The sequence below is a fragment of the Microbacterium sp. genome (assembly GCF_035277845.1).
Lineage (GTDB): Bacteria > Actinomycetota > Actinomycetes > Actinomycetales > Microbacteriaceae > Microbacterium.
Genome location: NZ_DATEJS010000221.1, coordinates 1 through 23406 on the forward strand (window position 1 = coordinate 1; position 23406 = coordinate 23406).

Annotated in this window: 26 protein-coding genes and 1 pseudogene; 14 read left to right on the forward strand and 13 right to left on the reverse strand. The window is 66.8% G+C overall.

Going from position 1 to position 23406, the window contains the following annotated elements; genetic code table 11:
- The 3 genes and pseudogenes from VJR25_RS09245 to VJR25_RS09255 form a co-directional block, all read right to left on the reverse strand.
- Positions 1–295: pseudogene (locus tag VJR25_RS09245) on the reverse strand (hypothetical protein); the annotation flags it as partial.
- A gap of 391 nt (positions 296–686) precedes the next feature.
- Positions 687–1919 carry a site-specific integrase gene (locus VJR25_RS09250; RefSeq protein WP_324114683.1) on the reverse strand — a complete coding sequence of 411 codons (1233 nt, stop codon included), beginning with the start codon at positions 1917–1919 and terminating at the stop codon, positions 687–689.
- Between the two features lie 12 nt (positions 1920–1931).
- The gene (locus tag VJR25_RS09255; RefSeq protein WP_324114684.1) at positions 1932–2513 is read right to left on the reverse strand and encodes a hypothetical protein; all 582 of its coding nucleotides are present in this window, start codon (positions 2511–2513) and stop codon (positions 1932–1934) included.
- Between the two features lie 132 nt (positions 2514–2645).
- Between VJR25_RS09255 and VJR25_RS09260 the strand changes: the two genes are divergently transcribed.
- From VJR25_RS09260 to VJR25_RS09295, 8 genes are all read left to right on the forward strand, one after another.
- Positions 2646–2825, forward strand: a complete 180-nt coding sequence (locus VJR25_RS09260; protein WP_324114685.1) for a helix-turn-helix domain-containing protein — start codon at positions 2646–2648, stop codon at positions 2823–2825.
- Positions 2826–3868: 1043 nt separating this feature from the next.
- Positions 3869–4891, forward strand: coding sequence for a helix-turn-helix domain-containing protein (locus VJR25_RS09265; RefSeq protein ID WP_324114686.1), 1023 nt, complete (start codon positions 3869–3871; stop codon positions 4889–4891).
- Between the two features lie 74 nt (positions 4892–4965).
- Positions 4966–5862 carry an alpha/beta hydrolase gene (locus tag VJR25_RS09270; RefSeq protein WP_324114687.1) on the forward strand — a complete coding sequence of 299 codons (897 nt, stop codon included), beginning with the start codon at positions 4966–4968 and terminating at the stop codon, positions 5860–5862.
- A complete protein-coding gene (locus tag VJR25_RS09275; RefSeq protein WP_324114688.1) occupies positions 5859–7475 on the forward strand; it encodes an NAD(P)/FAD-dependent oxidoreductase in 1617 nt (538 codons plus the stop codon). The genes VJR25_RS09270 and VJR25_RS09275 overlap by 4 nt, the downstream gene beginning before the upstream one ends.
- A 192-nt stretch (positions 7476–7667) precedes the next feature.
- The gene (locus tag VJR25_RS09280; RefSeq protein WP_324114689.1) at positions 7668–9188 is read left to right on the forward strand and encodes a GMC family oxidoreductase; all 1521 of its coding nucleotides are present in this window, start codon (positions 7668–7670) and stop codon (positions 9186–9188) included.
- A gap of 90 nt (positions 9189–9278) precedes the next feature.
- On the forward strand, positions 9279–9593 hold the full coding sequence (locus VJR25_RS09285; RefSeq protein ID WP_324114690.1) for an EthD family reductase: 315 nt from the start codon (positions 9279–9281) through the stop codon (positions 9591–9593).
- Positions 9594–9704: 111 nt separating this feature from the next.
- Entirely contained in the window at positions 9705–10007 is a 303-nt protein-coding gene (locus VJR25_RS09290; protein ID WP_324114691.1) for a hypothetical protein, read from the forward strand.
- 612 nt (positions 10008–10619) lie between these two features.
- Positions 10620–11921 carry a Fic family protein gene (locus VJR25_RS09295; RefSeq protein ID WP_324114692.1) on the forward strand — a complete coding sequence of 434 codons (1302 nt, stop codon included), beginning with the start codon at positions 10620–10622 and terminating at the stop codon, positions 11919–11921.
- A 305-nt stretch (positions 11922–12226) separates the two neighbouring features.
- On the opposite strand, the gene VJR25_RS09300 is transcribed toward VJR25_RS09295, so the two are convergent.
- The 3 genes from VJR25_RS09300 to VJR25_RS09310 form a co-directional block, all read right to left on the reverse strand.
- On the reverse strand, positions 12227–13117 hold the full coding sequence (locus tag VJR25_RS09300; RefSeq protein WP_324114693.1) for a class I SAM-dependent methyltransferase: 891 nt from the start codon (positions 13115–13117) through the stop codon (positions 12227–12229).
- A 199-nt stretch (positions 13118–13316) separates the two neighbouring features.
- Positions 13317–13979 (reverse strand): hypothetical protein, encoded by a 663-nt coding sequence (locus tag VJR25_RS09305; RefSeq protein WP_324114694.1) that lies wholly within the window; start codon positions 13977–13979, stop codon positions 13317–13319.
- Between the two features lie 411 nt (positions 13980–14390).
- The gene (locus tag VJR25_RS09310; RefSeq protein ID WP_324114695.1) at positions 14391–15272 is read right to left on the reverse strand and encodes an SDR family oxidoreductase; all 882 of its coding nucleotides are present in this window, start codon (positions 15270–15272) and stop codon (positions 14391–14393) included.
- Positions 15273–15357: 85 nt separating this feature from the next.
- Here VJR25_RS09310 and VJR25_RS09315 point away from each other — a divergent pair, with 85 nt between their 5' ends.
- The gene (locus VJR25_RS09315; protein ID WP_324114696.1) at positions 15358–15936 is read left to right on the forward strand and encodes a helix-turn-helix domain-containing protein; all 579 of its coding nucleotides are present in this window, start codon (positions 15358–15360) and stop codon (positions 15934–15936) included.
- A 39-nt stretch (positions 15937–15975) separates the two neighbouring features.
- Here VJR25_RS09315 and VJR25_RS09320 read toward each other — a convergent pair whose 3' ends face one another.
- On the reverse strand, positions 15976–16434 hold the full coding sequence (locus VJR25_RS09320) for a VOC family protein (protein WP_324114697.1): 459 nt from the start codon (positions 16432–16434) through the stop codon (positions 15976–15978).
- Between the two features lie 37 nt (positions 16435–16471).
- Between VJR25_RS09320 and VJR25_RS09325 the strand changes: the two genes are divergently transcribed.
- The 3 genes from VJR25_RS09325 to VJR25_RS09335 are packed head-to-tail and all read left to right on the forward strand — an operon-like array spanning position 16472 to position 17953.
- On the forward strand, positions 16472–16951 hold the full coding sequence (locus VJR25_RS09325; protein WP_324114698.1) for a MarR family winged helix-turn-helix transcriptional regulator: 480 nt from the start codon (positions 16472–16474) through the stop codon (positions 16949–16951).
- Positions 16948–17226, forward strand: a complete 279-nt coding sequence (locus VJR25_RS09330) for a hypothetical protein (protein ID WP_324114699.1) — start codon at positions 16948–16950, stop codon at positions 17224–17226. The genes VJR25_RS09325 and VJR25_RS09330 overlap by 4 nt, the downstream gene beginning before the upstream one ends.
- Positions 17210–17953, forward strand: coding sequence for an NYN domain-containing protein (locus VJR25_RS09335; protein WP_324114700.1), 744 nt, complete (start codon positions 17210–17212; stop codon positions 17951–17953). Before VJR25_RS09330 ends, VJR25_RS09335 begins: the two co-directional genes overlap by 17 nt.
- Positions 17954–18060: 107 nt before the next feature.
- Here VJR25_RS09335 and VJR25_RS09340 read toward each other — a convergent pair whose 3' ends face one another.
- Positions 18061–18771, reverse strand: a complete 711-nt coding sequence (locus tag VJR25_RS09340) for a lysophospholipid acyltransferase family protein (protein ID WP_324114701.1) — start codon at positions 18769–18771, stop codon at positions 18061–18063.
- Positions 18772–18828: 57 nt separating this feature from the next.
- Here VJR25_RS09340 and arfB point away from each other — a divergent pair, with 57 nt between their 5' ends.
- On the forward strand, positions 18829–19266 hold the full coding sequence (arfB, locus tag VJR25_RS09345) for an alternative ribosome rescue aminoacyl-tRNA hydrolase ArfB (protein WP_324114702.1): 438 nt from the start codon (positions 18829–18831) through the stop codon (positions 19264–19266).
- 56 nt (positions 19267–19322) lie between these two features.
- Here the strand turns inward: arfB and VJR25_RS09350 are convergent, their stop codons facing one another.
- Genes VJR25_RS09350 through VJR25_RS09360 form a run of 3 tightly spaced genes read right to left on the reverse strand, consistent with a single transcriptional unit; the run spans position 19323 to position 21154 of the window.
- On the reverse strand, positions 19323–20153 hold the full coding sequence (locus tag VJR25_RS09350; protein WP_324114703.1) for a hydrolase: 831 nt from the start codon (positions 20151–20153) through the stop codon (positions 19323–19325).
- Positions 20154–20160: 7 nt separating this feature from the next.
- Complete coding sequence (locus VJR25_RS09355; RefSeq protein ID WP_324114704.1) at positions 20161–20763, reverse strand: hypothetical protein; 603 nt, start codon at positions 20761–20763, stop codon at positions 20161–20163.
- 40 nt (positions 20764–20803) lie between these two features.
- Positions 20804–21154 carry a metallopeptidase family protein gene (locus tag VJR25_RS09360; protein ID WP_324114705.1) on the reverse strand — a complete coding sequence of 117 codons (351 nt, stop codon included), beginning with the start codon at positions 21152–21154 and terminating at the stop codon, positions 20804–20806.
- Between the two features lie 184 nt (positions 21155–21338).
- On the opposite strand from VJR25_RS09360, the gene VJR25_RS09365 reads away from it, so the two are divergent.
- Positions 21339–21548, forward strand: a complete 210-nt coding sequence (locus VJR25_RS09365; RefSeq protein WP_324114706.1) for a hypothetical protein — start codon at positions 21339–21341, stop codon at positions 21546–21548.
- A gap of 33 nt (positions 21549–21581) precedes the next feature.
- On the opposite strand, the gene VJR25_RS09370 is transcribed toward VJR25_RS09365, so the two are convergent.
- Together VJR25_RS09370 and VJR25_RS09375 are read right to left on the reverse strand one after the other, a co-directional pair.
- Positions 21582–22661, reverse strand: a complete 1080-nt coding sequence (locus VJR25_RS09370; protein ID WP_324114707.1) for a DNA polymerase IV — start codon at positions 22659–22661, stop codon at positions 21582–21584.
- A gap of 111 nt (positions 22662–22772) precedes the next feature.
- Positions 22773–23234, reverse strand: a complete 462-nt coding sequence (locus VJR25_RS09375) for a hypothetical protein (RefSeq protein WP_324114708.1) — start codon at positions 23232–23234, stop codon at positions 22773–22775.
- Between the last annotated feature and the right edge of the window lie 172 nt (positions 23235–23406).

Genomic DNA, 23406 nt, shown 5'->3' on the forward strand with positions numbered 1-23406 from the left:
ACTTGATTCTCGCGATCTCTTCCGACAGTACGGAGCTCTTCTTGGCGCCGCTGAATGAGCCTTCGGCAAAGTGGGCATTGAGCGCGTTCGTGTGCTTCGCTTGAATAACGGTGATTCCACCCCATGGGCCGGCGGTGCTAGGGAACCGCTCAGCCACGCCGTGGAAGCGCGCATCCCGCCCGCCGTCCGGGCCCTTCGCGAACTCCTGAACTCCGGCGCCAAAGAGGTAGCGTGCGCACTCGACGACGAGACGTTCGAACTGGTCCTCGTGGAGGTCCTCGAACGGGTATGACATACACCAATGCTATTGGGGCATGCATCGCACGACTGCTACCACACGGCCCGGGCACGAGTGGATCCGTCGTCCTGGTCGATCGTCACTGCTCGCCGGTGCCGAGCGCCAGCCGCCGCGAAGGCGTTGCGGCCCCGACTCGGCGCTTCGGCGCTGGTGGTGGCAGGAGCCGGGCCAGGCTCGCGCACCTGACGCGAGGCCCGCAGGCCTCAGGGCGCGCCGCGAACGCAAGCCGGTCCTTCGCCGTCCGCTTCCGAGCCGCGAACACTGTCCATGCGATGCCGCGTTCGCTGATCCCCGTAAGACCCGCAGGGTGAAGTGCCCGGTGAGGGTGCGTCAACTGCAATAGGATCTCCGACCCAGTCCGCGCCCGATTGCTGGCTGGCAGAGACGCTCAATCGATGAGTTCGGGCCCCCCCGCGGCATGGGGTGCAAGCAGTTCGCCAACCAGATCCGCAGCGCCCCGCTGAAGGGTCCTCACTGCGTGCGAGTACGTGTTCAACGTCGTCTGAATATCCGCGTGCCCGAGCCGCTCCGACACGATCTTCGGATGAACGCCGGCCCGCAGCAGCAATGTCGCATGGGTGTGGCGCAACTCGTGGAGGTGCAGCGCATCCAGATCAGGGTGCGCCTCGACAGCCTTCGAGACCCGCTCTCGCCACTGTCGCGAGAACTGTGTCGGGTTGTGTGGACGCCCGTAGCGATTGCAGAAGATCAGCTGCTCCCCTCGTGCGAACTCCGGCGCGACCGCGCGCAGCATCTCACGCTTCGCGCGCAGGGCGTCGGCGAGCCGCGCGTCGATGTCGACGTTCCTGACTCGCCCGCTCTTGGTCGCGTGGAAGTCGATGACCGGCTTCTTGCCGGCCTCCTTCACATACGACATCGCTCGGGCGATCGTGATCACGTTGTTATCGAGATCAACGTCCTTCCAGCGGAGCCCGAGCAGCTCGCCACGGCGCATTCCCGTGCCGAGCAGCGTGAGCCATGCCAGCCACAGGTAGTCCCCACTCGACTCGGACCAGTCGAGGAAGAGTCGGGCATCCTCTGCCGACCACGTGGTCATCTCAGGCGGCGCCGCCTCGAGCTTCGTCGGCGGGGACGCGCGCTTGGCCGCATTGAGACGAACCAGACCGTCCTCGAGGGCGTGTTGGAGGATCTGCGAGACCAGCACGTGGATGTGCCGAATCGTCGCGGCGCCGAGGGGCTCACCAACGTGCCCTCGATCCTTGCGTCCGTCGCGCTCCAGCTGCCGGTAGTAGCGGTTCAGTTGGTCTTTGGTGATGTCGGCGAGAGGCGTCCGCCCGATCGATGATGATTCGACGTGTACTCGATAGTGCTTGCGGTAGCCGGCGAGTGTGGTCGACCGCACTCGCAGTCCGTCGAAGTACTTCGACGAGTACGAGTTGAGTGTTTCGCGGGTCTCCTCGATGTGGACGCCCCGACGGATGTCGACCTGCAGCCCTTCGAGAGTCTCTCTCGCGAACCGCTCGGTCTCGAATCCCCGCCGGAACAAGCGGACCAGTTCGCCGTCAGGTCGCGCGGTCCAGTACGCGATGCGGTATCGGGTCTCCCCTGACGGTGTCTGATAGGCAGACAGCGTGCCTTCGTGATTCACCCGCCGCACCATGGCCGCACATCCTCAGCTCATCGATGGCCCGTCGCGACCTACTTCGCCGACGAAGGGTCCGGTCGCGTCCGCGCCCGGAAGCCGAACATCGGATGCCATCCCATCCACCCTCGCACGATTCATCAGACGGGTGGCCGTGCTCTGGCTGACTCCCAGGCACTCGGCGACGGTCTTCAGCGGTGGAAGATTCACAGCTGTCGCCAGCCGATAGGTCGTCGCTGCATCCGCGACGCTCTCCATGGTTGTCCGCCCAGAGCGCTCACGCATCCTGTGGACGAAGTCCGCGCCAGTGAGTGTGTCACCCGAACGGTCGGCAACAGCCGAGACATACAGGCCGCTCAGCTGAAGCGCGGATTGGACGCGAACCTCCCGCAGCGTCAGGCTCGTCACCTCGTCGCCGGCGCCACCGCGCTCGACCGTCACGGCAACAGCGGCAGTCCGGCCGAGGATTTCGTCGTACTCGACGTGAAGTCGGATGCCGCCCGCGACTCCCGGCTCCTCGCGGACGATCACGGTCCACGAGCGCGGCACGCTCACGCCGTTGCCGAGCACCACGCGCTCCGCGCTCACGTTCTCAGCCTGCATGGTCGCCATGGCCGTCAGTATCGCAGGGCAGGTCGCTCTGAGCAACACATGTCATGATGCAGCCATGACATTTATGGCTCAATCGGTGCTATCGTGTGGGCTACCGCTGTCACAGATGGCTCATGGAAGGCGGTAGCGATCATGAATCATTCGGAGACCTCACTCGCCCTGACGTACAAGGACGCAGCGGATCTGGTCGGTGTCGAGTACCGGACGATCAAGGCCGGGGTCGAGCGAGGCACCATTCCGAGCGTCCAGCTGGGGCCGCGGCGGATGATCCCGAGAGCCGCGCTGCTGCGTGTGTTCGGCGTCGAACCCTGAGCCAGAACGCCGAGCATCATGGTCGACGCACGCCTTCCCGCCGAATGGCTGGGACTGCGCGGTCGACGGCCACGAACTCGTCGCCTATGGGACCGGCGCGGTCTGCACCTATCTGCCGAACAAAGATTCGGGCGCGTAATGCCAGCCCTCCGTCCGCGAGAGTGTAGCGATCACGCGCGACTCCGCGCCGGGCTTTCGCGGCATATCCTCGCTCCTCCGCTGCGCTCCGGTGCTGCGGTATTCCACGGTCCTGGAGCTGCGCCGCCCGTGATCGCTCAATGCGCGGCTATCGGAGCGTCGGCACAGGCCGAGGTGACGACGCGACGGGGTCTCAGTGGCGGGCCGGGACTTCGAGCTCAGCCGGCAGGCGTCGCACTCCTGGATCGATCTCGTCGCGGACAGGACGCACGCGGTCGAGGCCGAGCCGGCACTGGTGGCGCCCGGATATCCGTCGCTGTCGCAGTCTTCGTACGCGCAACGACAACCATGCTCATCCCCTGACGATCGTCGCGCTGTCTGCGACTCGCCAGAAGCCGCTCCCGCATGCGAACCTGTTTTGTACGTCAGTCCGCCCCTTCGTCGCCCTACGTCAAGACTGGATCGTGCGCGTGACCGGCGGCAACGCTGCATGGGGAGGGGCTCCGGCCTGTCGTCCCGCAAGGTGACGGCCGACTGGTCATACACATTCGAGCTCTTCGCGAGAGTCGTCGGGGCGGCAAAGCACGAATGTCAACACGGAATCGGTGTTTCGCACGCATGAGCGTGCTGCGCCACGCGATGTTCGGGATGGGAGACAGCAGCCACGCCCAGACTTACTCGCGCGGGAGCGAGAACTCGACGAAAGCGCTCACCCGTGCCGGCGCCCGCCGCGTCGGCGAACACAGACGAGACGAAGCCTGCGGACCGGCCGACATCGAGGCCGCGAGACTGGGTCGACGGGTCCTCGCAGCGGCCAGATCGGAAGCCGCGTGTAGCTGGCGATCGTAGAATGAGATACCCGCGCCGGTCCCGAGGTCCGGCGAAACACGTCGACGAGGAGGTCGATGATGACGTTGCAGCCCGTCGCCCCGGTGTCGCTGGAGTTCAACGCCGGCCGCCCCGAAGCTCTCTCACGGTGGCGCACGCTCGTCGACGCGCTCTTCCCGCCGCTGCGAGTCGTGCCCGAGCGGGGACGAGAATTCGGCGGCCGTATCGCCGCAGTGGGCCGGTCCGAGCTCCGGCTCACCGACATTACGGCATCCCCGCACCGGGTCGAGCGGGCTCCGGATCGGATCACCGGGGTCGCCCGCGACTACTACAAGGTGAGCTTCCAGGTGCACGGTCAGGGTGTGATGCGCCAGGACGACCGGGAGCTCCACCTGGCCCCCGGATCGATTGCCGTGTACGACACGGGCAGGCCCTATGAGCTGGAGTTCGCGACGGATTACCGGTTCATCGTGGCGATGTTCCCCAAGACCGCACTGTCATTGCCAGCCGGGATCCCTGGTGAGCTCACCGCGCACCCGCTTGGCGAGCACCAGGGACTTGGAGCGGTAATGGGCTCCTACGTGCACGGCCTGGCAGCGAACCCGCAGGTGCTCTTGGGGACCTCGGGCGAGCTGGTCGCGCAGAACTTCCTCGATCTGGTCTCGGCGTTCGTGGCGGAGCAGCTGGAGGTGTCCGCCGTCGGCGAGCGGGCGGAGCGAACCGTGTTGCTCTTGCGGGTGCTGCGTCACATCGATCAGCACCTGGCAGATCCCGACCTGGATCCTGCGTCGATCGCGGACGCCCACTACGTGTCCGTGCGGCATTTGTATAACGTGTTCAGCCTCACCGGGGTGAGCGTCAGCGCCTGGATCAAAGAGCGCCGCCTGCTCGGCGCCAGGCGTGAGTTGGCCGATCCCAGGATGCGCGAGCTGACGGTGACGCAGGTGGCCACACGGTGGGGTTTCGCGGATCACGGCTACTTCGGTCGGCAATTCCGGGAACGCTTCGGGGTCACCCCGGGAGCCTGGAGCGCCGAGCAACAGCGGGCCGAGCGTGCAGGGGATTCGCATCCCCGTGCCGTGGATTCCGATACCCGGTAGGCCCTAGCGGCGAATCCTAGATCGCGGGCATGTTCGGCCACGAAGAAGTGGCGGCCCGATCGGAAGGATCCGCGATGACCGCGCAGGAGATCGCCCAGCTTAGAGATGCTCTGTCCCAAGGGGGCGTCGACTTCACTGCACCACCGACCATTGAGCGGGTGAACTTCGATGGGCTTCTCGGGTCCTTCCCGCAAGACGACTCGCTACAGACCACGCCCCGGACTATCAACGGCGTCCCCGGTCTGTGGTCGGACGGACCGGGCAAGAATGTGCTGCTCTACCTCCACGGAGGCGGATACACGCTCGGTTCGGCAGCCGGCTACCGGCAACTGGCGGCCTCCATCGCCGCACAGGCGGGAGTAGCGCTGTTCTCCGCTGATTACCGGCTCGCGCCCGAGCACCCGTTTCCGGCCGCATTGGACGACGCCGTTGCCGCGTACCGAGGCCTACTGGAAGAGGGCTTCTCCGCCGATCAGATCGTGGTCGGCGGAGATTCGGCGGGCGGCGGCCTGACGGTCGCGACGCTGACACGGCTTCGGGACGAGGGGACGGACCTGCCTGCGGGGGCGTTTCTGATCTCGCCGTGGACGGACCTGACCCTGTCCGGCGCGACCGTGCAAAGCAAAGCCGACGACGACCCGAGCCTGAACGTTGAGGGGCTCTCTGCCGCGGCTGCGCACTACCTGGCTGGTGTCGACCCGAGCGTCCCGGGTGCATCCCCTGTGTTCGCGGATCTGACAGGTCTCCCGCCGCTGTCAATTCATCACGGGGAGAGCGAGATCCTGCTGTCCGACTCGCTGCGCCTGACCGCGCGAGCGGCCGAAGCGGCAGTAGACGTGCGGTTGCGCGTGTGGCCTGGCATGGTGCATGACTGGCCACTGTTTGCGTTCATGCTCAGCGAAGGACGGGAAGCGATTGCGGAGGTCGTCTCGTTCACGCAGGCTCGCCTCGGAGTGGAGGTGGCGGCATGAGCGCTGTGCAGCAGGTTGATGTTCTCGTCGTCGGCACAGGCTTCGCGGGGCTGGCAGCCCTGGCCCAGTTGCGCCGCGACGGCAAGACAGTCGTCGCCGTTGAGCGCGGCTCGGATGTGGGTGGGACCTGGTATTGGAACCGCTACCCGGGGTTGCGCTGCGACGTCGAGAGCCTGGACTACTCCTACTCGTGGGACGAGGAGTTGCAGCAGGAATGGACGTGGACTGAGCGGTACGCGGCGCAACCAGAGATCCTCGCGTACGCCCGGCACGTGGCCGACAAGTTCGATCTGCGCCGCGACATCCGCTTCGACACCTCGGTGAACGGCCTCCGATTCGACGCACAGCGGGACAAGTGGACAGCGACGCTGTCCGATGGCAACACGATGACCGCCCAGTGGGTGGTCCTGGCCACCGGCGCGCTCTCCACGCCCAAGCGGATCGACATCGCCGGTGTGGAGTCCTTCCGCGGAGAGAGCTACCACACCGCAGACTGGCCGACTGAACCGGTCTCGTTCGCGGGCAAGCGGGTCGCGGTGATCGGCACCGGGTCCTCCGGCATACAGGTATCCACGGAGATCGCCAAGGACGCCGGCCACCTTTACGTGCTGCAGCGCACTCCCAGCTACAGCGTGCCCTCGTTCAACCGACCACTGCGACCCGAGGAGATCGCCGATACGAAGGCGGACTACCCCTCAATCCGTGCGAAGGCCCGCACGACGCCGGATGGCCTCCTCGCCCCGCAGACAGGACGCAACACCATGGATGTGCCGGCGGAGGAGCGACGGCAGATTCTGGAGGAGGTCTATGCGACGGGGCGGCCCTTCACATACTTCGGCATCTTCAACGACGTGCTGGTCGACGACGACGCTAACCAGCAGGTGCACGAGTTCCTCGCCGACAAGATCCGATCTAGGGTGAAGGACCTCTCCATCGCCGAGAAGCTGATCCCATCGGGATCCCCATTCGGGACGCGACGCGCCTGCGTCGACGGCGGCTACTACGAGATCTTCAACCAGGACAACGTCTCCCTCGTTGCCCTGCGCGAAACTCCGATCCGACGAATCATGCCCGACGGCATCGAGACCTCCAACGAAGTCATCCCACTCGACGCGATCGTTTTTGCGACCGGGTACGACGCCTTCACCGGCACCCCCACAGCGATCGACATCATCGGCGCAGAGGGGGTGAGCATGAAGGACGCATGGGGACACGGTGCGCGCGCCTATCTCGGCCTGATGGTCGCCGGGTTCCCCAACCTGTTCCTGGTCACCGGGCCGCAGAGCCCCGCGGTGCTCAGCAACATGTTCGTCTCCATCGAGCAGCACGTCGAGTGGATCATCCGTGCGATCAGCGACGCCGATGCCGAAGGAATCACCCGCATGGAAGCCGACCCCCAAGCCGAGCGCGACTGGATCGAGCACGCCGCCCAGGTCGCCGACAGCACCGTCTACCGCAAAGCCACCTCCTGGTACGTCGGCGCGAACGTCCCCGGCAAGCCGCGCATCGTGCTGCCGTACCTCGGGGGCGTAGGAGCATTCCGCGAGCATTGCACCCAGATTGCCGACAGCGGCTACGTCGGCTTCACCCGCCGGGTGCCGGTGATGCGCTGAGGCGCCGCGCGCGCACGCAACCCGGACGTCAAGGGAGAGGAGACCCGTCCATGCCTGGGACGAAACCGTCGCTCGACGGCGCCGCACTCCTGGACCGCGGGTGCAGGGCCAGCACGCTGTCCTCGGCATCGAGCGGCTCAAGTCCGTGTCCGTAACGCAGGTCACAGCTACTGACCAGAAAGAACACCACGCATGTCAAAGAAGACCGTCATCGTCGTCGGAGCCGGTTCGGCCGGCTCTGTCGTCGCACGCCGCCTCGTCGACGCGGGAGTCGACGTCACGCTCCTGGAAGCGGGCGGAGAAGACACCAACCCCGCCATCCACGACCCGGCCCGGCTCGTCGAACTGTGGCACGGCCCCAACGACTGGGACTACTACACCGTGCCGCAGGAACACGCCGCCGGACGGCGCCTGCACCTGCCGCGAGGCAAGGTCCTAGGGGGCTCCCATGCTCTCAACGCGATGATCTGGGTGCGCGGGAACCCGTCCGACTTCGACCACTGGGCCGAGCTCGGCAATGAAGGCTGGTCGTGGGACGAGGTCCTGCCCGTCTACAAAGCAATCGAGGAATACGTCGGTGCGCCATCCGGCCTACGCGGCACGTCCGGGCTACTGCCCGTAACCGGCGACTACGCCCTCGCGCCGATCCAGGCATCCATCATCGACGCGTACGTGGAGGAGGGCCTCAACCGCAATCCCGACTACAACGGAGACCATCAGGACGGGATCTCCCAACAGCAGGTCACCATCCGCAACGGGCGACGGGTAAACACCTGGATGTCGTATCTGGCGCCGGTGCGCGATCGGCTGCAGATACTCACTGGTGCTCACGTGCACTCGGTCATCGTCGAAAACGGCCGGGCCGTCGGAGTGCGCTACCGCCGTGACGGCGAAGAGATGGAGCGGCGCGCAGACGAGGTCGTCCTCGCCGCCGGCGCCCTTGACTCTCCGGCCATCCTGCAACGATCGGGAATCGGCCCCGCGGAGCTTCTCGCCGGCCTCGGCATCCCCGTCGTCCTGGACGCCCCAGGGGTAGGGGAGAACCTCCACGACCACCTCCTGGCCCCCGTGATCTTCACCACCGAGCTCGTGGTCGACCCGCCGGCCGACGGCATGTCCGCCACTCAGTCGCACGCGTTCTGGAAGAGTCGCTCCGACCTGGATGTGCCGGACACTCAGCCCATCAACTTCTCTGTACCCATGTTCAGCGAAGACCTCGAGCCCAATGCCGGATGGGGCTTCTCCTTGATGGCGGGAATCGTCACGCCGAAGAGCCGCGGCCGCCTCCAGATCACCGGTCCCGGCCTTGAAGATCCAATCGAAATCGACCTGCAAGCACTCGCCGAACAAGACGACGTACAGTCCCTGGTCGCGTCCGTGCGGCAGTGTCGTTCAGTCGGCAGGCAGCCCGCGCTCGCTGGAGCATGGGGAGCCCGCGAGCTGTACCCGGGCTCGGAAGTGGCTGACGAGGATCTCGAGCAATACGTCCGCCGCACCGCGATCACATACCACCACCAGGTCGGTACGTGTCGGATGGGAACCGATTCGAACGCTGTGGTCGACTCGCGTTTGCGCACGCACCACATCGCGGGCCTGCGAGTGATCGACGCTTCGATCATGCCGACAGTCACAACAGGAAACACCAACGCCCCCGCGATCCTCATCGGGGAGCAAGGCGCCAGGTTCCTACTCGAAGATCTCAGCAGCGACTGAGACATAAACCCACCGCACCCGAGATCCGGCTCTCTGCGGACCATCAGCGCAGACAGAGAGCCGATTCGCATCACGAACAGAGAATCACACATGCACAAGCTTCTTGTGGTCTACCCCACCCCGACCGACCGGTCCGCGTTCGAACGTCACTACCGTCAAACGCATCTTCCGCTGGTCGGGAGACTCCCAGGTGTCCGCGACATGGAGTTCGCCCTAAACCTGGACGCCGAGGGAGGGCCGGTATACGCGATCTTCGAGGCTACGTTCCCATCCGCGGAGGCGCTCGGCGCAGCTCTAGCATCCCCTGAGGGAAGAGCGGTGCAGGAGGATGTACCCAACTACGCCACAGGCGGTGCCACCGTCCTGACGTACGCACCCGAATCCGTTCCAGCGCGCAACCCATGACAACCGCAGCACGGGCCACGAACACCCGTGCAGGGGCGACAATATGAGGTGCGGTCATCGTGAAGATGCCTTTCGAGTGGGTTGTAGGAGATTCCTCGAAGGGACAACACGGTGACCGCGCCCACGTCTACGACGAGACGGGCCACCGCGAACTACACCACGTTAAGGGGCACTACTCATCCCGGATGCCTCGGCGGCACGGCGAACACGCTCTGGGACGGCTTCGGTGGTATCGCCCTGTACGGCATCCTGATCGCCGTTCCCGCGCTCGCCCTGCTCATCGTCGGTCTCAGCGTTGCAATCCGCGTAGGCGCGGGCAAGCCCGTGTCCACCATCCTCTGGCCACTCTGCTGGGCGGCCGGGATCAGCACCGTCGCGTATGTCGTACTGGCAGGGATGTTCTTCCAGGTCTGAGGACGCGCCGGGGCCGCGAGTAGCAAGTAGCTGTGACGCGCGCCCACGGTTCGAGCACCTCCGAGCGCGGCTCGAATCCGCGACACGACTTCGAGACGGAGCACGCTAGTGAGGCGACCGATGCAGTAGCAGAGGTTATCGAGTAACAGAGACGATGCACGCAGGCACTTTGAAGTGACACTCTCCCGACCCCTTGCAATGTCTGGGATCCGGTGTAAACCAGGTTGCATGACTCGAGGCAGGTACTCGAAGGCAAAGGTCGCCCGCGACGCCGCGTATCGCCGGCAACGGGAGGCCAACGAAGCGGCTAGTGCCGCGGCCGGCCAACTGGAATCAGAGTGGGGTGGCCGCGACGAGGGACTGCGCCGATTGCGGGACATCTCGCGGCAGCTCGACAGGTTTCATCGCGCCGAGAGCGCTCTGCTCCGTGAACGGGACGGCTTGGTCCGCGCATTGCGGTCGAATGACGTGTCATGGGCGATGCTCTCGACTTGGTCCGGCCTTAGCCGGCAAGCCCTCAGCAAGCGAACCTTGCCGACATCACCTGCGGATCAACCTTAAGCACGCTAAAGTTAATTTGATCTCGAGCCAGACAACTTTAGGGGTGGACCGATGCCTCACTTCGTCGAACGCCTGTGGAACCCACAAGACGAGGGCCAACTCAGTCGACGGGACCGTGCCCCGGGCCGCTACCATGCTTACGTACCGGACGAGCTCGGCACACGCCTGCCATCGATCAGCGCAGAAGCTCAGACCGCGGCAGAGGACGCCCTCGCTGTTCTTGCACGTGCAGACGAACGCATCGGGACACGAGCTGCCTACCTCAACCACCTGCTGATCCGATCGGAGAGCATCTCCTCGTCGTGGATCGAGGGCAACCGGGTGACACCCAAGCGCCTCGCGATCGCAGAAGCACTGAACGCCGGCCCCCGCGTCGCGCTCGACGTCATCGGCAACGTGCGCGCAACCGAGGATGCGATCGCCGAGCTCGCCGATCCATCAAAGACCATCACTACACGCGACATCGAGAAACTGCAGCACGTCATCGAGCCCTCTCTCGAGGCCGGCTTGCGGACCGAGCAGAACTGGGTCGGAGGACCGGGGTGGAGTCCGCTCCGGGCCGAGTTCGTTCCCCCGCCCGAGACTGAAGTGAGACGGCTCGTCGCCGACCTCGCCGGCTTCGTCACGGAGACAAGCGGCAACCCAGTCGTGCGAGCGGCGATCGCGCACGCCCAGTTCGAAACAATCCACCCGTTCATCGACGGCAACGGCCGCACCGGCCGCGCGCTCATCCACACGGTGCTGTACCGAGCGGATGCACTGCGCAATGTCATCATCCCGATCAGCACCGTGTTCGCCGGTGATACCGACACGTACATCGCCGGACTCACCGCTTTCCGCGCAGACCCGTCTCGACTCGGCGACTGGATCGTCGGATTTGCGCGGGCGACCGAGCTGGCTGCCGGCAACGCGGTACGCCTGGCCGATGACGTCGCGGAACTCGATGCCAGATCCCTCGACGATCTCATCGCCTTCCGGCGCGAGCAGAGCATCGCGCCGGCCGTCCCCCGCCGAGATGCGGTTGTGCTCCGCATTCTCGCGTCACTCGCGACTGAACCCGTCCTCACCGTGGAGGGTGCCGCGAAGCGCCATGGAGTGTCCACGACAGCCGCCCACCGCGCGCTGATCGAGCTGGCGGACGCCGGCATCCTCGGCCGCACGAAGGACCAGCGCGGGCGCCTCATCTGCTGGACAGCCGACCGCCATCTCGCGCTGGTCACCCTGACCGAACGGAGCAACAGGGTCGGCGCAGGCGACACGGCTAGGCGGGCGCCGAAGGTAGGGCCGGCGGTCCCGGGCTACGATCATCTCGGCCAGCTGCGACCCCACGCTCAGACCCGAGGTCTCGGCTAGCGCGCCGAGCGAAGCATTCCCGTTCCCCTACCTCCTCACCCACGAGTTCGAGTTCGGGATCCGCGAGCCTCGGCTGCTCGTCCGAGACCACGACACGACGCATCCCAGTGCCGCGCCTGCGCGTGACACATCTACTGGCACAGTTACCTGTCCTGAGTCGCGACATCGTTTACGAACGAGTCGCGGCTCAGGACTTTTTTGTGGGTTAAGTGGAAAATCGGTGCGCTTTCGGGCCTGATTTCACGCCGATGTGTCCGCCCTGCCAGAGCGGGCCGCAGCTCAGGACCGGGGGGCAGGGCGCAGGCTCATGACGCAGGCTGAGCGAAGTGCAGGAGGAGCAGCTGCGGACGGCCGGAGACTGCGCGCGTCGCCTCAGGCACGTATGCCATCAGAGACCATGGCCACGCCGGCCAGTCGCCGATCTCGGTGCTCGGCCTCGGCAGCGGCGAATCGTCCCAGTAGAGGGCGGGCTCCTCGCAGCCGCGCAGCTCGAGCCCGACGGCGAGCGCCGCCCGAAGATAGTCGCCGAGGGGATGCCGGAATGCCGGGGCGAGGCGGCGCTCGCCGTCGGGTCCTAGACCCTTGATGCCCGAGCCGATCGTGGTGAGCTCGCGATGTACGTCTGAGATGAGGAGCGCGCCGCCGGGGCGCAGCACGCGGGCAAACTCGGCGAACACCGGGCCGAGATCACTCACGTGAACGAGCGCGAGTGCGCAGACGACCACATCGACCGATCGGTCGGCGAGAGGCAGCCGATCGACTGACCCCAGCTGGAACTCGCCCTCCGGGACGCGCTCGCGGGCCAGCTCGAGCATGTCCGGTGACCCGTCGACGCCGATCACGGTGTGGCCGTGGTCGGCGAGAATCCGCGCGAATCGCCCTGTGCCGCACGCGGCATCCAGGGCGACGCCGACCTCGCGGTGTGCCAGCCATTCGTTGATGATCGGCTCGTCGATCGCGAAGAGGCCACCGCCCGCATTCGCGTCGTAGTCGGACGCCTGCTGCTGATAGCTGACGTCAGCGGCCACGCGCTCCGCGAGCACCCCGCGGTTCTGGAGTTTCCCGTCGGCGAGCAATCGGCGGATCTCGGCGACCCGGTCTTCGACGAAGGCTTGATCGTGGTCACCGGCCCATGCGTCGAGCAGAGCGGACCCTTCGATGCCGAGCAGATATGCAAGAGGGTCCTGATAGATCACGATCGAGGAGCATAGCCAGCGCCACGCGCGCAGATCAAGGCACGGCTACTCAGAGCATGCCGAGATCCGCCAGTTGAAGGCGGAGAACAAGCGGCTGCGGGAAGACGTCGCGATCCTGAAGCCCTGAGCAAGCGGACCGCTCCGATGGCGGCGGCCGGCCAGCGTTAGGGGCCCTCAAGTTGATCGCCATCCATTGGCTTCATCCCGCTGCGCCACGCCGCGCCTCCTCGGTCATCTCGTCCAGCATCGTCCGCAGTGCCGCGTTCGCGCGCCCGTGCGCGTTCACGATCGCGTTCAGATCCTCGGGTCGGACCTGTGCTCGCAGATTGCGAACGGCCGCCGCTGCCTCGTTGGGCATCCCACCCTGAGCGGGCTTCATCGTCAGGTCGTAGATAGTCTGCGCCGGGGTAGTGACGAGCGCGGGCCCCAGCTCGGTCCGGTCAAGAACCGCATCGAGGCGTTCGACGTCGCGCGGGATCATGTAGACGCGGCCGCCCCGGTCCAGCTCGACCGGCGGCCGCCCTGCCTCCGGAACCGCCACCGTGGTAACGCCGATCGCACGCGGGATGGCAGCCCAATGGCGCGCAGCGCCGAGCCCCATGAGGACCGCGTTGCGGTTCCCGAAACGCGCGGTCGCGACCGCGAGGCCCGCCGCTTCGATGGTGGGACGCCACGTTCGACCGTCGCGCCCGTCCGGAGGCACCGTGTACACGCCATGAGCAAGGCGGGTAGCAGCCCCCTGCTCGGCGAGTCGGTCAACATTGCGCCACACGTTGGTGCCGAGCGCGCGAAGGTCCACATACCGCACAGTCCGCAGTGGGGCGCGCTCGATCGTCCGAACAATGTCGATGTCGGTGACCACGAAACCTCCTTACTGAGAGCCAGTATACACCTGCCGTATACTAATTCTCAGTAAATCGATCCACTCGACCATCGCATACGACGGAAGCCGATCGCCGCGGTTCACGAAGCTGATAGCTCCCCCCTCGTGAGGCGGCGCGGCGGGACGTGAGCGAAGCACTGAACGCTCTGTGGACGCGCCCGCGGATGCCGCCGCGGTCGTCGTCGCTGTCGCCGTCACGCTGTGGCCGGCTGCACGCGGCAGACTTCGGCACCGAATTGGCGGTGACTGCCGAGGCGTTCCTCAAGCGGTCCAAGGCCGGAGCGCGAGCCGCTCCGGTAACTGCGCCGCCGCTGGCACATCTACTGGCACAGTTAACCGCGACACACCGTGCAGATCGACGAGCGCGCAGGCTCGAGATGTTCGCACACGTCAGGGCTGGAGGTTTTCCAGGTCCTCGAGAAGGCTGGGATGAGTCGTCTGCCAACCGAGAGCCTCGCGGGTGTGCGCACTGGATGCGGGCTGGTCCATGGCGAAGACGGGCCCGAGGGGACCGAAGGTCTCGGTGGGTACGGGATGGACCGGAAGGGCCAGTCGACGACCGATCACGGTGGCGATGTCGCGGACGGCGACGCCCTCGTCGGCGACGGCGTGCCAGGAGGTGCCCGCGGGTGCCTTCTCGAGCGCGAGGCGGAGCAGGGTCGCCGCGTCACGTGCGTGTACAGCCGGCCACCGCTGGGTGCCGTCCCCGGGATATCCGGCGACGCCCGTGCGGCGGGCTCGTTCGGTCAGCACGCCCGCGAACCCGCCCAGGCCATCGTTGTGGACGGTGCGCGGCATCCGGACCGCGCTGGCACGCACGCCGCGCGAACCGAGATCAAGCAACGCGTTGACCGATCGGGCGCGGCCGGCGACCGGGCCATCGAGCCCGAGCGGATCGTTCTCTGTGGAGGCGCGGCCGGGCACGGACGGCGTTCCCGCGACGGTCACGATCGGCCGGTCGGTGCCGAGCAGGGCTTCACCCAGCGCCGACATGGCCGCGTCGGCCTCCGCGATGGCGGCGGCGAGTTCGTCGGGACCCGCAAAGACGCTCCCGAACGCCAGAGTGATCACGCCGTCGGACTGCGCTGCGCCTGCCCGCAGGACATCGAGGTCGGCCAGCGCGCCGCGCAGGACCCCAGCTCCTGCCTCCCTCAATGCCCGCTCGGAGCTGTCCGACCGGGCAAGTGCGAGGACGGTGTGACCGTTGTCCTGCAGGTCGGCGACGACGGCAGAGCCGATGGTGCCGGTACCACCGGTGACAAAGACATGCATGGTTCTCCTCGACGGTGATGCAACAGGTGTCGCATCACTCTACTACACTTGATGCGACACCTGTTGCATCACCTAGGCTGGGAGCATGGCGCGATGGGAACCTGGAGCGAAAGAGCGGCTCGTCGTCGCTGCGGTCGGCCTGTTCAGCGAGCAGGGGTACGACGCGACGACCGTTTCCCAGATCGCCGAGCGCGCCGGAGTCACGAGAAGCACGTTTCACCGTCACTTCCCCGACAAGCGGGAGGTGCTGGCCGCCGGCCAGGAGACGCTCAGCCGCCTCCTGGCCGAAGGGATCGCGGATGCCCCTCCAGCGGCCACGCCGCTCGACGCGACGGCGGCCGGCCTGGAGCGCGCGGCGGGCGCCATGGGACCCGCGAACCACGCGCTGGGGCTTCGAATCAAGAGCGCCGTCGCGGCCAGTATCGAACTGCAGGAACGCGATGCACTCAAGAACGTCGGACTGGCCGCATCCATGAGAGCCGCGCTGGTTGCTCGGGGAGTTCCGGAACCGACCGCCGACCTGGCCGCCGAACTCGGAGCCCTCGCCCTCAAGCGAGGCTTCGACCAATGGATAAGCACGGAGAACACCGACGCGTCGGCGCTCGTCGACTGCATGCTGACAGCCCTCGACGATCTCCGTCAGGCCATCACGATGCTCGACTGACGCGCCACACCCGAGCGACGCCATCGACGGGCCTGACGACTAGCGTCCGGCGAAGCGCGCCTTTGCCTCTTCCGTATACGGGGCGTAGAGGTTGACGCGGTTCCCGTCGGGGTCGGCGAGCATCATGGCGCGGTTTCCCCACGGCATCGTCGTCGGCTCCTGCAGCACCTGCACCCGGTCGCCGAGGCGGTCTCGTTCCTGATCCACGTCGGGGACCTGGAACTCGAGGATCGCGCTGGTGTTGGACGCGACGGTCAATCCCGTGCCAGGGAAGAGAGGAAGCGTGGCGTCGCCGCCGATGGCGAGCGTGCCGCCGACTGTGACCAGTTCGGCGAACACAGGGCTGGGGCGTTCGAACGTCGCGCCGGTGACGAGCTCGTAGAACTCCACGAGTTCGTCGAGGCGGGCGGTGATGAGGCGTACGGAAGCGAGTTTCATGAAGGAATCCGATCGTTGGGCGCTTTGCGAAGGGAGCGCACCGCGAATAATGTAAGGCACCTGATATTATCAGGAGATCGCGGACGAAGGGGAGACCATGGCTGAGGACTTCGGGCGACGGTTGCCCTACCTGCTTCGACGCGTGAACGGTGCACTGTCGCAGCGGCTGGACGATGATCTGCGCGAGTTCGCGTTGACGCAGTCCCAGCTCTCAGCACTCGCGATTCTGGACGTCGCGCAGCCCCAGGGGCTGTCCGGAGCGACCCTCAGCGCGCGATCGGGGGTGACTCCGCAATCGATGTCTGCGGCAATCGCCGGTCTGCTGGAACGCGGCTTGATCAGTCGCTCTCCCCACCCCGAGCACGGCAGGATCCTGGAGTGCCGGATCACACCCGAGGGCACCGCCATCCTTCAGCAGGTTCAGCAGGCCACCCGAGACAGCACCCGCTACGACGGGGGCCTCAATCCGTCGCAGCAGGAAACACTCCGCGAGCTGCTGACAGTGATGATGCGCTCTCTCGACCTTTACCTTCCCGACGGCGGGGCGGATGGGACGGGCCCCGCGCCGCCTACTTGAACCACCTGCTGATCCGGTCAGAGAGCATCTCCTCATCGTGGATCGAGGGCTACATCGCGGGGCTCACCACCTTTCGGCCCCCCCGACCCGACGAATGGATCACGGGATTCGCGCAGGCCGCCGGACTCGCCGCGGCCAACGCGGCGCGCCTCGCCGAGGACGTCGCCGCCCTCGACGCCAAGACCCTCGACGATCTCGGCGAAGGTGGCCGCAGCCAGCACGGATTAGTGGTCGTCGACGATCTGCCATGCTGTGTCCGTGGCCAAGCAGAATGACCTCGTCGCCGTCCTCATCGACGCAGATAACGTCTCTCCGGTGCGCATCGCCGCGGTGATGACCGAGATCGTCCAGTACGGGACAGCATCAGTCAAGCGGGTGTACGGCGACTGGACGAAACCGCAATTGACCAACTGGAAGACCGCGGCGAGCGAAAACGTCATCCAGCCGATCCAGCAGTTCGCGAACACCGCAGGCAAGAACGCCACTGACAGTGCGCTCATCATCGACGCGATGGACCTGCTCTACACGGGCCGATTCCAAGCGTTCTGCATTGTCTCCAGCGACAGCGACTTCACACGGCTGGCATCGCGCATCCGCGAGAACGGCGTAGCAGTCTATGGCTTCGGTGAGCGCAAGACGCCCGAAGCCTTCCGCAACGCGTGTGATCGCTTCACTTACCTCGACGTGCTCGACGAACCATCGGCGGGTGATGCCGCCGACACCACGGCCGCGAAAACCCGCGTCGCCTCGACGAAACTGCGCACCGATAATGCACTCGTGGGTGTGCTCCGCGCTGCGATCTCCAGCGCATCTCTCGAAGACGGATGGGCTGACCTCGCCGCCGTGGGCTCGCTCGTGCGAAAACAGCGACCCGACTTCGACTCCCGCAACTGGGGCTATGCGAAGCTCTCGGAACTCGTGCGCGAAATCGGACTGTTCGAGGTCGGCCATCGGCCTGGTGGTGGTTTGCGGGTCAAGGTCGCCCCGCGAAAGTCGACGTAGCCAACACCTCCGCCGGACCCCGATCCGTGAGGCACCCGAACGCCAAACGGTCGCACGCAATCACGATGAGAGCGAGCGCATTTCTCGTCAAGATCTGACGAGGGCTCTCAGTCCCGGGACGTTTCGTTGACGCTGCCGGAGCGTTCCTGGCCGCTGAGGCGGGCAATGGCGACCATGATGCGCTCGGTCATCTCGCGGCGGGCCTTGCCGTCCGGTACGCCGTCGAGGTCGGCGAAGTCAAGCGGCTCACCGAAGCGCACCTCGAGACGCGGCCGGCCCGGGAGCAGATGGCTCAGCGGCTTGGCAGTGCCGGTGCCGATCAGCCCGACGGGCACGACTGTGGCGCCGGTGTCCCGCGCCATCCATGCTGCGCCACCATGACCGTCGTGGAGTCTGCCGTCGCGTGAGCGTGTCCCCTCCGGGAACACCGCGAAGACACTCCCCGCCCGCAGGATGCTGCTTCCTGCGTCGAGCGCGGCGCGCGCGTCGCGGCCGGTCGCACGATGCACCGGCACGCCACCGATCGATCGGAAGAACCAGCGCTTGAACCGGCCGAGCACTCCGGTCCCCGTGAAGTACGACGCCTTGGTGAGGAACTGCACGGGCCGGGCCGCGGATGTCGGGATGATGACGGTGTCGAGTGCCGCGAGATGATTGCTCGCCAGCAGCACCGGCCCATGCTCAGGCACGTTTCCTCGACCGACGATCCGCGGGCGATACATCACCCAGAACAACGGTCGCAGAATCACCCGCCCGATGAAGTAGACAGCGCCCGGCTGCGGTGCAGGGGCGGGGCTCGGCGGAGCTGACACAGTCACCTCGTCACCCTATCCGTCGCCGTCGGGTGCATCCCCTCGGAAGAGCATGATGGAAGCATGCCTGCCGCCCATCGTCCCGGCCTGCGCATCGCACCCGGGCTGACGATCCCCGAGTCTGAGCTGTCGTGGCGGTTCTCCCGGTCTTCCGGCCCCGGCGGCCAGGGGGTGAACACTGCTGACTCTCGCGTGGAACTCGCGTGGGATGCGGCGGGCTCGAAGGTCCTCTCGGTGGTGCAGCGTGACCGAATCCTCGATCGACTGAGCGGTCGCCTCGTGGACGGCGTACTGACGGTCACGGCATCCGAGCATCGCGCGCAGCTGCGCAACAGAGACGCAGCACGCGACCGCCTCGCGTCGCTGGTGACGGATGCTTTGCGGCCCCCTTCCCCGACGCGTCGACCGACAAAAGCGACTCGAGGCTCGGCGGAACAGCGTCTGAAGGCGAAGAAACGTCGCACCGGGATCAAGGAGCTGCGCAAACCACCCATCGAGTAGCCTCCGCTGAGGATCCAGCAGCGGCGATGCGTAGACGCGTCTCGCCGCCGGCTCTGTCAGGTGAGTTGGTCGAAATCGCCGTTCACCCAGCCGATGTGCCGGTCCGCCGAGCGTCGCACGATGCGCCGCGCGTCCGACGGGATGACGTTGTCGAAGTTCCCGTAGAGCCGGTCGAATGCGAACCGCTCCACGTGCGAGGCGATGCGGTCGACGACCCGTCCGGACAGCGGGATGCGGTTCGGGTAGCTGCGCATGAAGCTGACCGAGGTGCGATCGGGGTTCGCGAAGATCGTGTCGCTGGCCAGAAGCACTCCCTCGCCGCTGGCACCGGCGGCCCAGTGCGCGACGGCGCTGCCCGGGAAGTGGCCGCCCGGCTGGGTGAGCGTCACTCCGGGAAGGACCTCGAGGTCGCCCGACCACGTGCGGATGATCGGATCCGGCCGCGCGACCCATTGCTGGTCCTGTTCGGCGACGAGCACCGACGCGCCGAGCGCGCGCCCCCACTCGACCTGCACACCGTACATGTGCGGGTGGCTCGCGACGATCGCCGTCACGTTTCCCACCGCCGTCACGGCATCCACACCTGCTTGGTCGATGTACCCGATCGGATCGAACAGCAGGCAACCGGCATCCGTTCGCAGCAGCTTGGACTGCTGGCCGATGCCGACGCCAGGGCTGCTGCGGACCGCCCAGAGGTCCGGCTCCCGCTCCACGACTTCGATGCGCTGGCCTGCGTCGCGCAGGTCGGCGAGGGTCGTCCAGATCTGCCCCTCGGCCGGCACCCACTGCCGCTCGTCGGCGCAGATGGCGCACACCTCAGTACGCTCTGCATGCTCGACCGCGCAGGCGGCGCAGATCCAGAACGACGACGGTGCCGTTGTAGTCATGTACGACTCACCCGGTCCAGGACTCGAGGTCGGCCCGTTGGCGCACGAGTTCCGGCCGGGACCCGTAGCGGCGGATGAGCACGTCGAGCGCCTTGAGCGTCAGCCGGCGCCCCGCCTCGTCGATGTGGCCGGTCAAACGCAGAAGCGTGAAGCCAGCGCCGATGGTGATCGTCGCCGCGTCCACCTGTCCTCCGGGTATGGGGATTCCGGGTCCCTCCTCGGTGTCGAGTTCGGAGACGACATCGGCGAACCCGCTCTCGTCGATCAAGTCGGCGACCGTCGTGTCCGGGTGGAGTTCGTCGCGACGGTGAGCCCACTCGTCGAGCATGTCCGCGCCTTCGTCAGTTCCGAAGGGCGCGAACTCGCCGGCGGGGTCGTTGTAGACCGGGTCCGTGAAATGCGCAGCGAAGGCCGGGGCAGCCTGCGGAAGAGCTTCATCGTCGGTCATCTTGGTCTCCATCGTCGAGGGAGTCTGGCGGTCGTCGGACGAGGGCGCCATCTGACCCGCGCAGCCTCCGAGGAATACGACGGCCATGAGCACGACAATCGTCCAGTACTTCCGCACCAGCGAAGTTTGCAACACCCGCGACATGAATCTGTCGTCCGCCACGCCCTCCTGCCCGGTGTCCCGCCGCCGCGATCGCGGCGGGCTATGCCCACCCGAGCTCTTGCAGCCGGGTGTCGTCGAGGCCGAAGTAGTGTCCGATCTCGTGCACGAGCGTGATGCGCACCCGTGTACGCAGCGCGTCGAGGTCGGCGCTTTGTTCCTGCATGGTGTTCTTGTACAACGTGATCCGGTCGGGAAGCTCACCGAAACCGTAGACGCCGCGCTTCGTCAGCGGATGCCCTCGGTACAGCCCGAACAGCCGAGGCCGCTGCCCGATGGGCTGATTCTCGATGACGATCCCGACGTTCTCGAGCCCACGGACCATGTCATCGGGCAGAGCGTCGAACACGTCCGACACCATGCGCTCGAAGTCGTCGTCCGAGATCTCCACCATGGTCCAATTCTGCGCGCAGTGGCCGCGGCCGCACGCGAGATCCCACCCGTTGACGTCGAAGATACGGGATCGAGCGTGGAGGGGACGGAGCGCACGGCTCGACGATACTGTCCGGGACCGCAGCATCCATCGGCGTGGAGGCCCACTCTGGTGCGGGGCGACCGGCGTGGGGATAATCGCTCGCATGAGGTCCCAGAAGCTGGTGATCGGCGCGGCCGCCATCCTGCTGACCACGGGCACCGTCCTGGTGTTCTTCGCGTTCGACGCTCATTCGCACTCGGTCAGCGACACGATCCGACCGTTCGTCATCACGATGACCCCGATCTGGGCGGCGTTCGCGATCCTCATCTGGGCCGCGACGCGGACGCGCTCCCGCCGGCGCCACGATCACTAGCCCGCCGGGGACCGGCTGGTTCCGGGCAGGCTGTCACCACCCGCTGCGGGTCGGGGTGTGCCCTGCTCGGGCGTCATCCGGCATCGCCATCTCCGCCCGCACGCCGAGCAGGCGCAGCGGACGATCCGGTTCGATCCTGGCGACCAGCTTCATCGTCTCGGCCCGCACCGTCTCCCGGTCGAACGTGGGCGCGACCTTGTGCACCAGGGTCTTGGTCACGAACGGGGCGTATCGCACCTTGAGACCGACCCCGACGACCGGGCGCCCCTCCGCGACCACGTCCTCGAGCACCTGCTCGATCAGATCGCGCGCGGCCTGCTCGATGTCGGCGCGATCGGTGAGGTCCCGATGGAAGGTGATCTCGCGTCCGTGACCGCGCGCCACCCACGGGGTGTCGTCGACGACGGACGACCCGTCGCCGCGCCCGAGCTGCCGGAACCACGGCCCCATCTTCGGGCCGAACTCCGCGACGAGTACGGCTTCGTCCGCATCCGCGAGCTGCGCGACGGTCAGGATGCCGTGTGCCGCCAGCCGCTTCGAGATCTTGGATCCGACCCCCCAGAGGGCGATCGTCGGGCGGTCGTCCATGACGTCCCGCCAGTTCTCCGCCGTCAGCCGGAAGGTGCCGCGCGGCTTGCCGAAGTCGGTCGCGTTCTTCGCGCGCACCAGGGTGTCGCCGATGCCGATGCTGCAGTGCAGCCGCGTGCGTTCGAGCACGGCCTGCTGCACCCGTCGCGCGAACCCCTCGGGGTCGGCGGTGCGCACCCCGAGGAACGCCTCGTCCCATCCGAGCACCTGCACGACCACCCCGGGCTGGGCGCGCAACGTGGCCATGACCTCTTCCGACGCCGCGGTGTACGCCGGAGCGTCGACAGGCAGGATGACGGCATCCGGTGCCTTGCGCGCGGCGATGCGCAGCGGCATCCCCGATCCCACGCCGAACGCGCGCGCCTCGTACGACGCGGTGGAGACCACGGCCCGTTCGGTCGGATCGCCCCGGCCGCCGACGATCACCGGTCTGCCGGCGAGCTCGGGTCGGCGCAGCACCTCGACGGCAGCGATGAACTGGTCGAGATCGACGTGCAGCACCCATGAGCGCACGGGATCGGTCATGGTCCCAGTCTGACGAACGTCGGCCGAGGTCGGGGGACGCCGACGCTCCGCCACGCACGGAAGCTGAGAGAGCAGGTTCGCCCCCACCCGGCGAACCCGCTGCCCCGGCGACTAGACGTTTCGCGAATCGTCCCCGTCCGCGCGGCGCGCCGGCACGTCTTGCGTGTCGCGCGCAGACGCTGTGTCGCGCGCAGGCGCTGTGTCGCGTGCCGGAGCTGTATCGCGGTCCGCGGTCGTGGCCGCGCCGTCGTCGGCGGTGCGTCGGCCGGAACGCGTGTCGACATCCGGATCGACGCGCGCGGCGTGCTCGTTCTGGCGGGCCGCCTCGGCCTGGGCGTCTTCCGACGCCGCGTGGCGCTCCGATGCCTGATCGCGGAGGCGCTCGGCGTCGATCTCGGCCTGCTTGGCTGCGGCTTCCGCGCGTGCGGCATCCACCTGGTGCTGTTGCGCATCAAGTTGGGAGTCACGGGCGCGGTCTCGCAGCTCTGCGGCCTGCGCGCGGTGGGCTTCGTCGCGACGTCGGCGGGAGCCGACGATCGCGAGGATCACCGCGACGATGATGAGCACGACCACGATCACGATGATCAGGACGACTGTTGCTGTGGGTGACATGAGGTACCTCCTCGGGCGTCGTCTTGCGACACCGCCGTCAGCATCCCCCGGCTTGCGAACGCCGCACAGGCCGTTGACCTTTCGCCTCCGATCTGCATGGGAGCGATGCGCACCCGGGATGACGTCGGATTTC

Bases quoted from the DNA above. Each gene is read 5' to 3' on its own strand.
- VJR25_RS09250 (WP_324114683.1), bottom strand. From the start codon at position 1,919: ATGGTGCGGCGGGTGAATCACGAAGGCACGCTGTCTGCCTATCAGACA.
- VJR25_RS09255 (WP_324114684.1), bottom strand. From the start codon at position 2,513: ATGGCGACCATGCAGGCTGAGAACGTGAGCGCGGAGCGCGTGGTGCTC.
- VJR25_RS09260 (WP_324114685.1), top strand. From the start codon at position 2,646: ATGAATCATTCGGAGACCTCACTCGCCCTGACGTACAAGGACGCAGCG.
- VJR25_RS09265 (WP_324114686.1), top strand. From the start codon at position 3,869: ATGATGACGTTGCAGCCCGTCGCCCCGGTGTCGCTGGAGTTCAACGCC.
- VJR25_RS09270 (WP_324114687.1), top strand. From the start codon at position 4,966: ATGACCGCGCAGGAGATCGCCCAGCTTAGAGATGCTCTGTCCCAAGGG.
- VJR25_RS09275 (WP_324114688.1), top strand. From the start codon at position 5,859: ATGAGCGCTGTGCAGCAGGTTGATGTTCTCGTCGTCGGCACAGGCTTC.
- VJR25_RS09280 (WP_324114689.1), top strand. From the start codon at position 7,668: ATGTCAAAGAAGACCGTCATCGTCGTCGGAGCCGGTTCGGCCGGCTCT.
- VJR25_RS09285 (WP_324114690.1), top strand. From the start codon at position 9,279: ATGCACAAGCTTCTTGTGGTCTACCCCACCCCGACCGACCGGTCCGCG.
- VJR25_RS09295 (WP_324114692.1), top strand. From the start codon at position 10,620: ATGCCTCACTTCGTCGAACGCCTGTGGAACCCACAAGACGAGGGCCAA.
- VJR25_RS09310 (WP_324114695.1), bottom strand. From the start codon at position 15,272: ATGCATGTCTTTGTCACCGGTGGTACCGGCACCATCGGCTCTGCCGTC.
- VJR25_RS09315 (WP_324114696.1), top strand. From the start codon at position 15,358: ATGGCGCGATGGGAACCTGGAGCGAAAGAGCGGCTCGTCGTCGCTGCG.
- VJR25_RS09325 (WP_324114698.1), top strand. From the start codon at position 16,472: ATGGCTGAGGACTTCGGGCGACGGTTGCCCTACCTGCTTCGACGCGTG.
- arfB (WP_324114702.1), top strand. From the start codon at position 18,829: ATGCCTGCCGCCCATCGTCCCGGCCTGCGCATCGCACCCGGGCTGACG.
- VJR25_RS09350 (WP_324114703.1), bottom strand. From the start codon at position 20,153: ATGACTACAACGGCACCGTCGTCGTTCTGGATCTGCGCCGCCTGCGCG.
- VJR25_RS09360 (WP_324114705.1), bottom strand. From the start codon at position 21,154: ATGGTGGAGATCTCGGACGACGACTTCGAGCGCATGGTGTCGGACGTG.
- VJR25_RS09365 (WP_324114706.1), top strand. From the start codon at position 21,339: ATGAGGTCCCAGAAGCTGGTGATCGGCGCGGCCGCCATCCTGCTGACC.
- VJR25_RS09370 (WP_324114707.1), bottom strand. From the start codon at position 22,661: ATGACCGATCCCGTGCGCTCATGGGTGCTGCACGTCGATCTCGACCAG.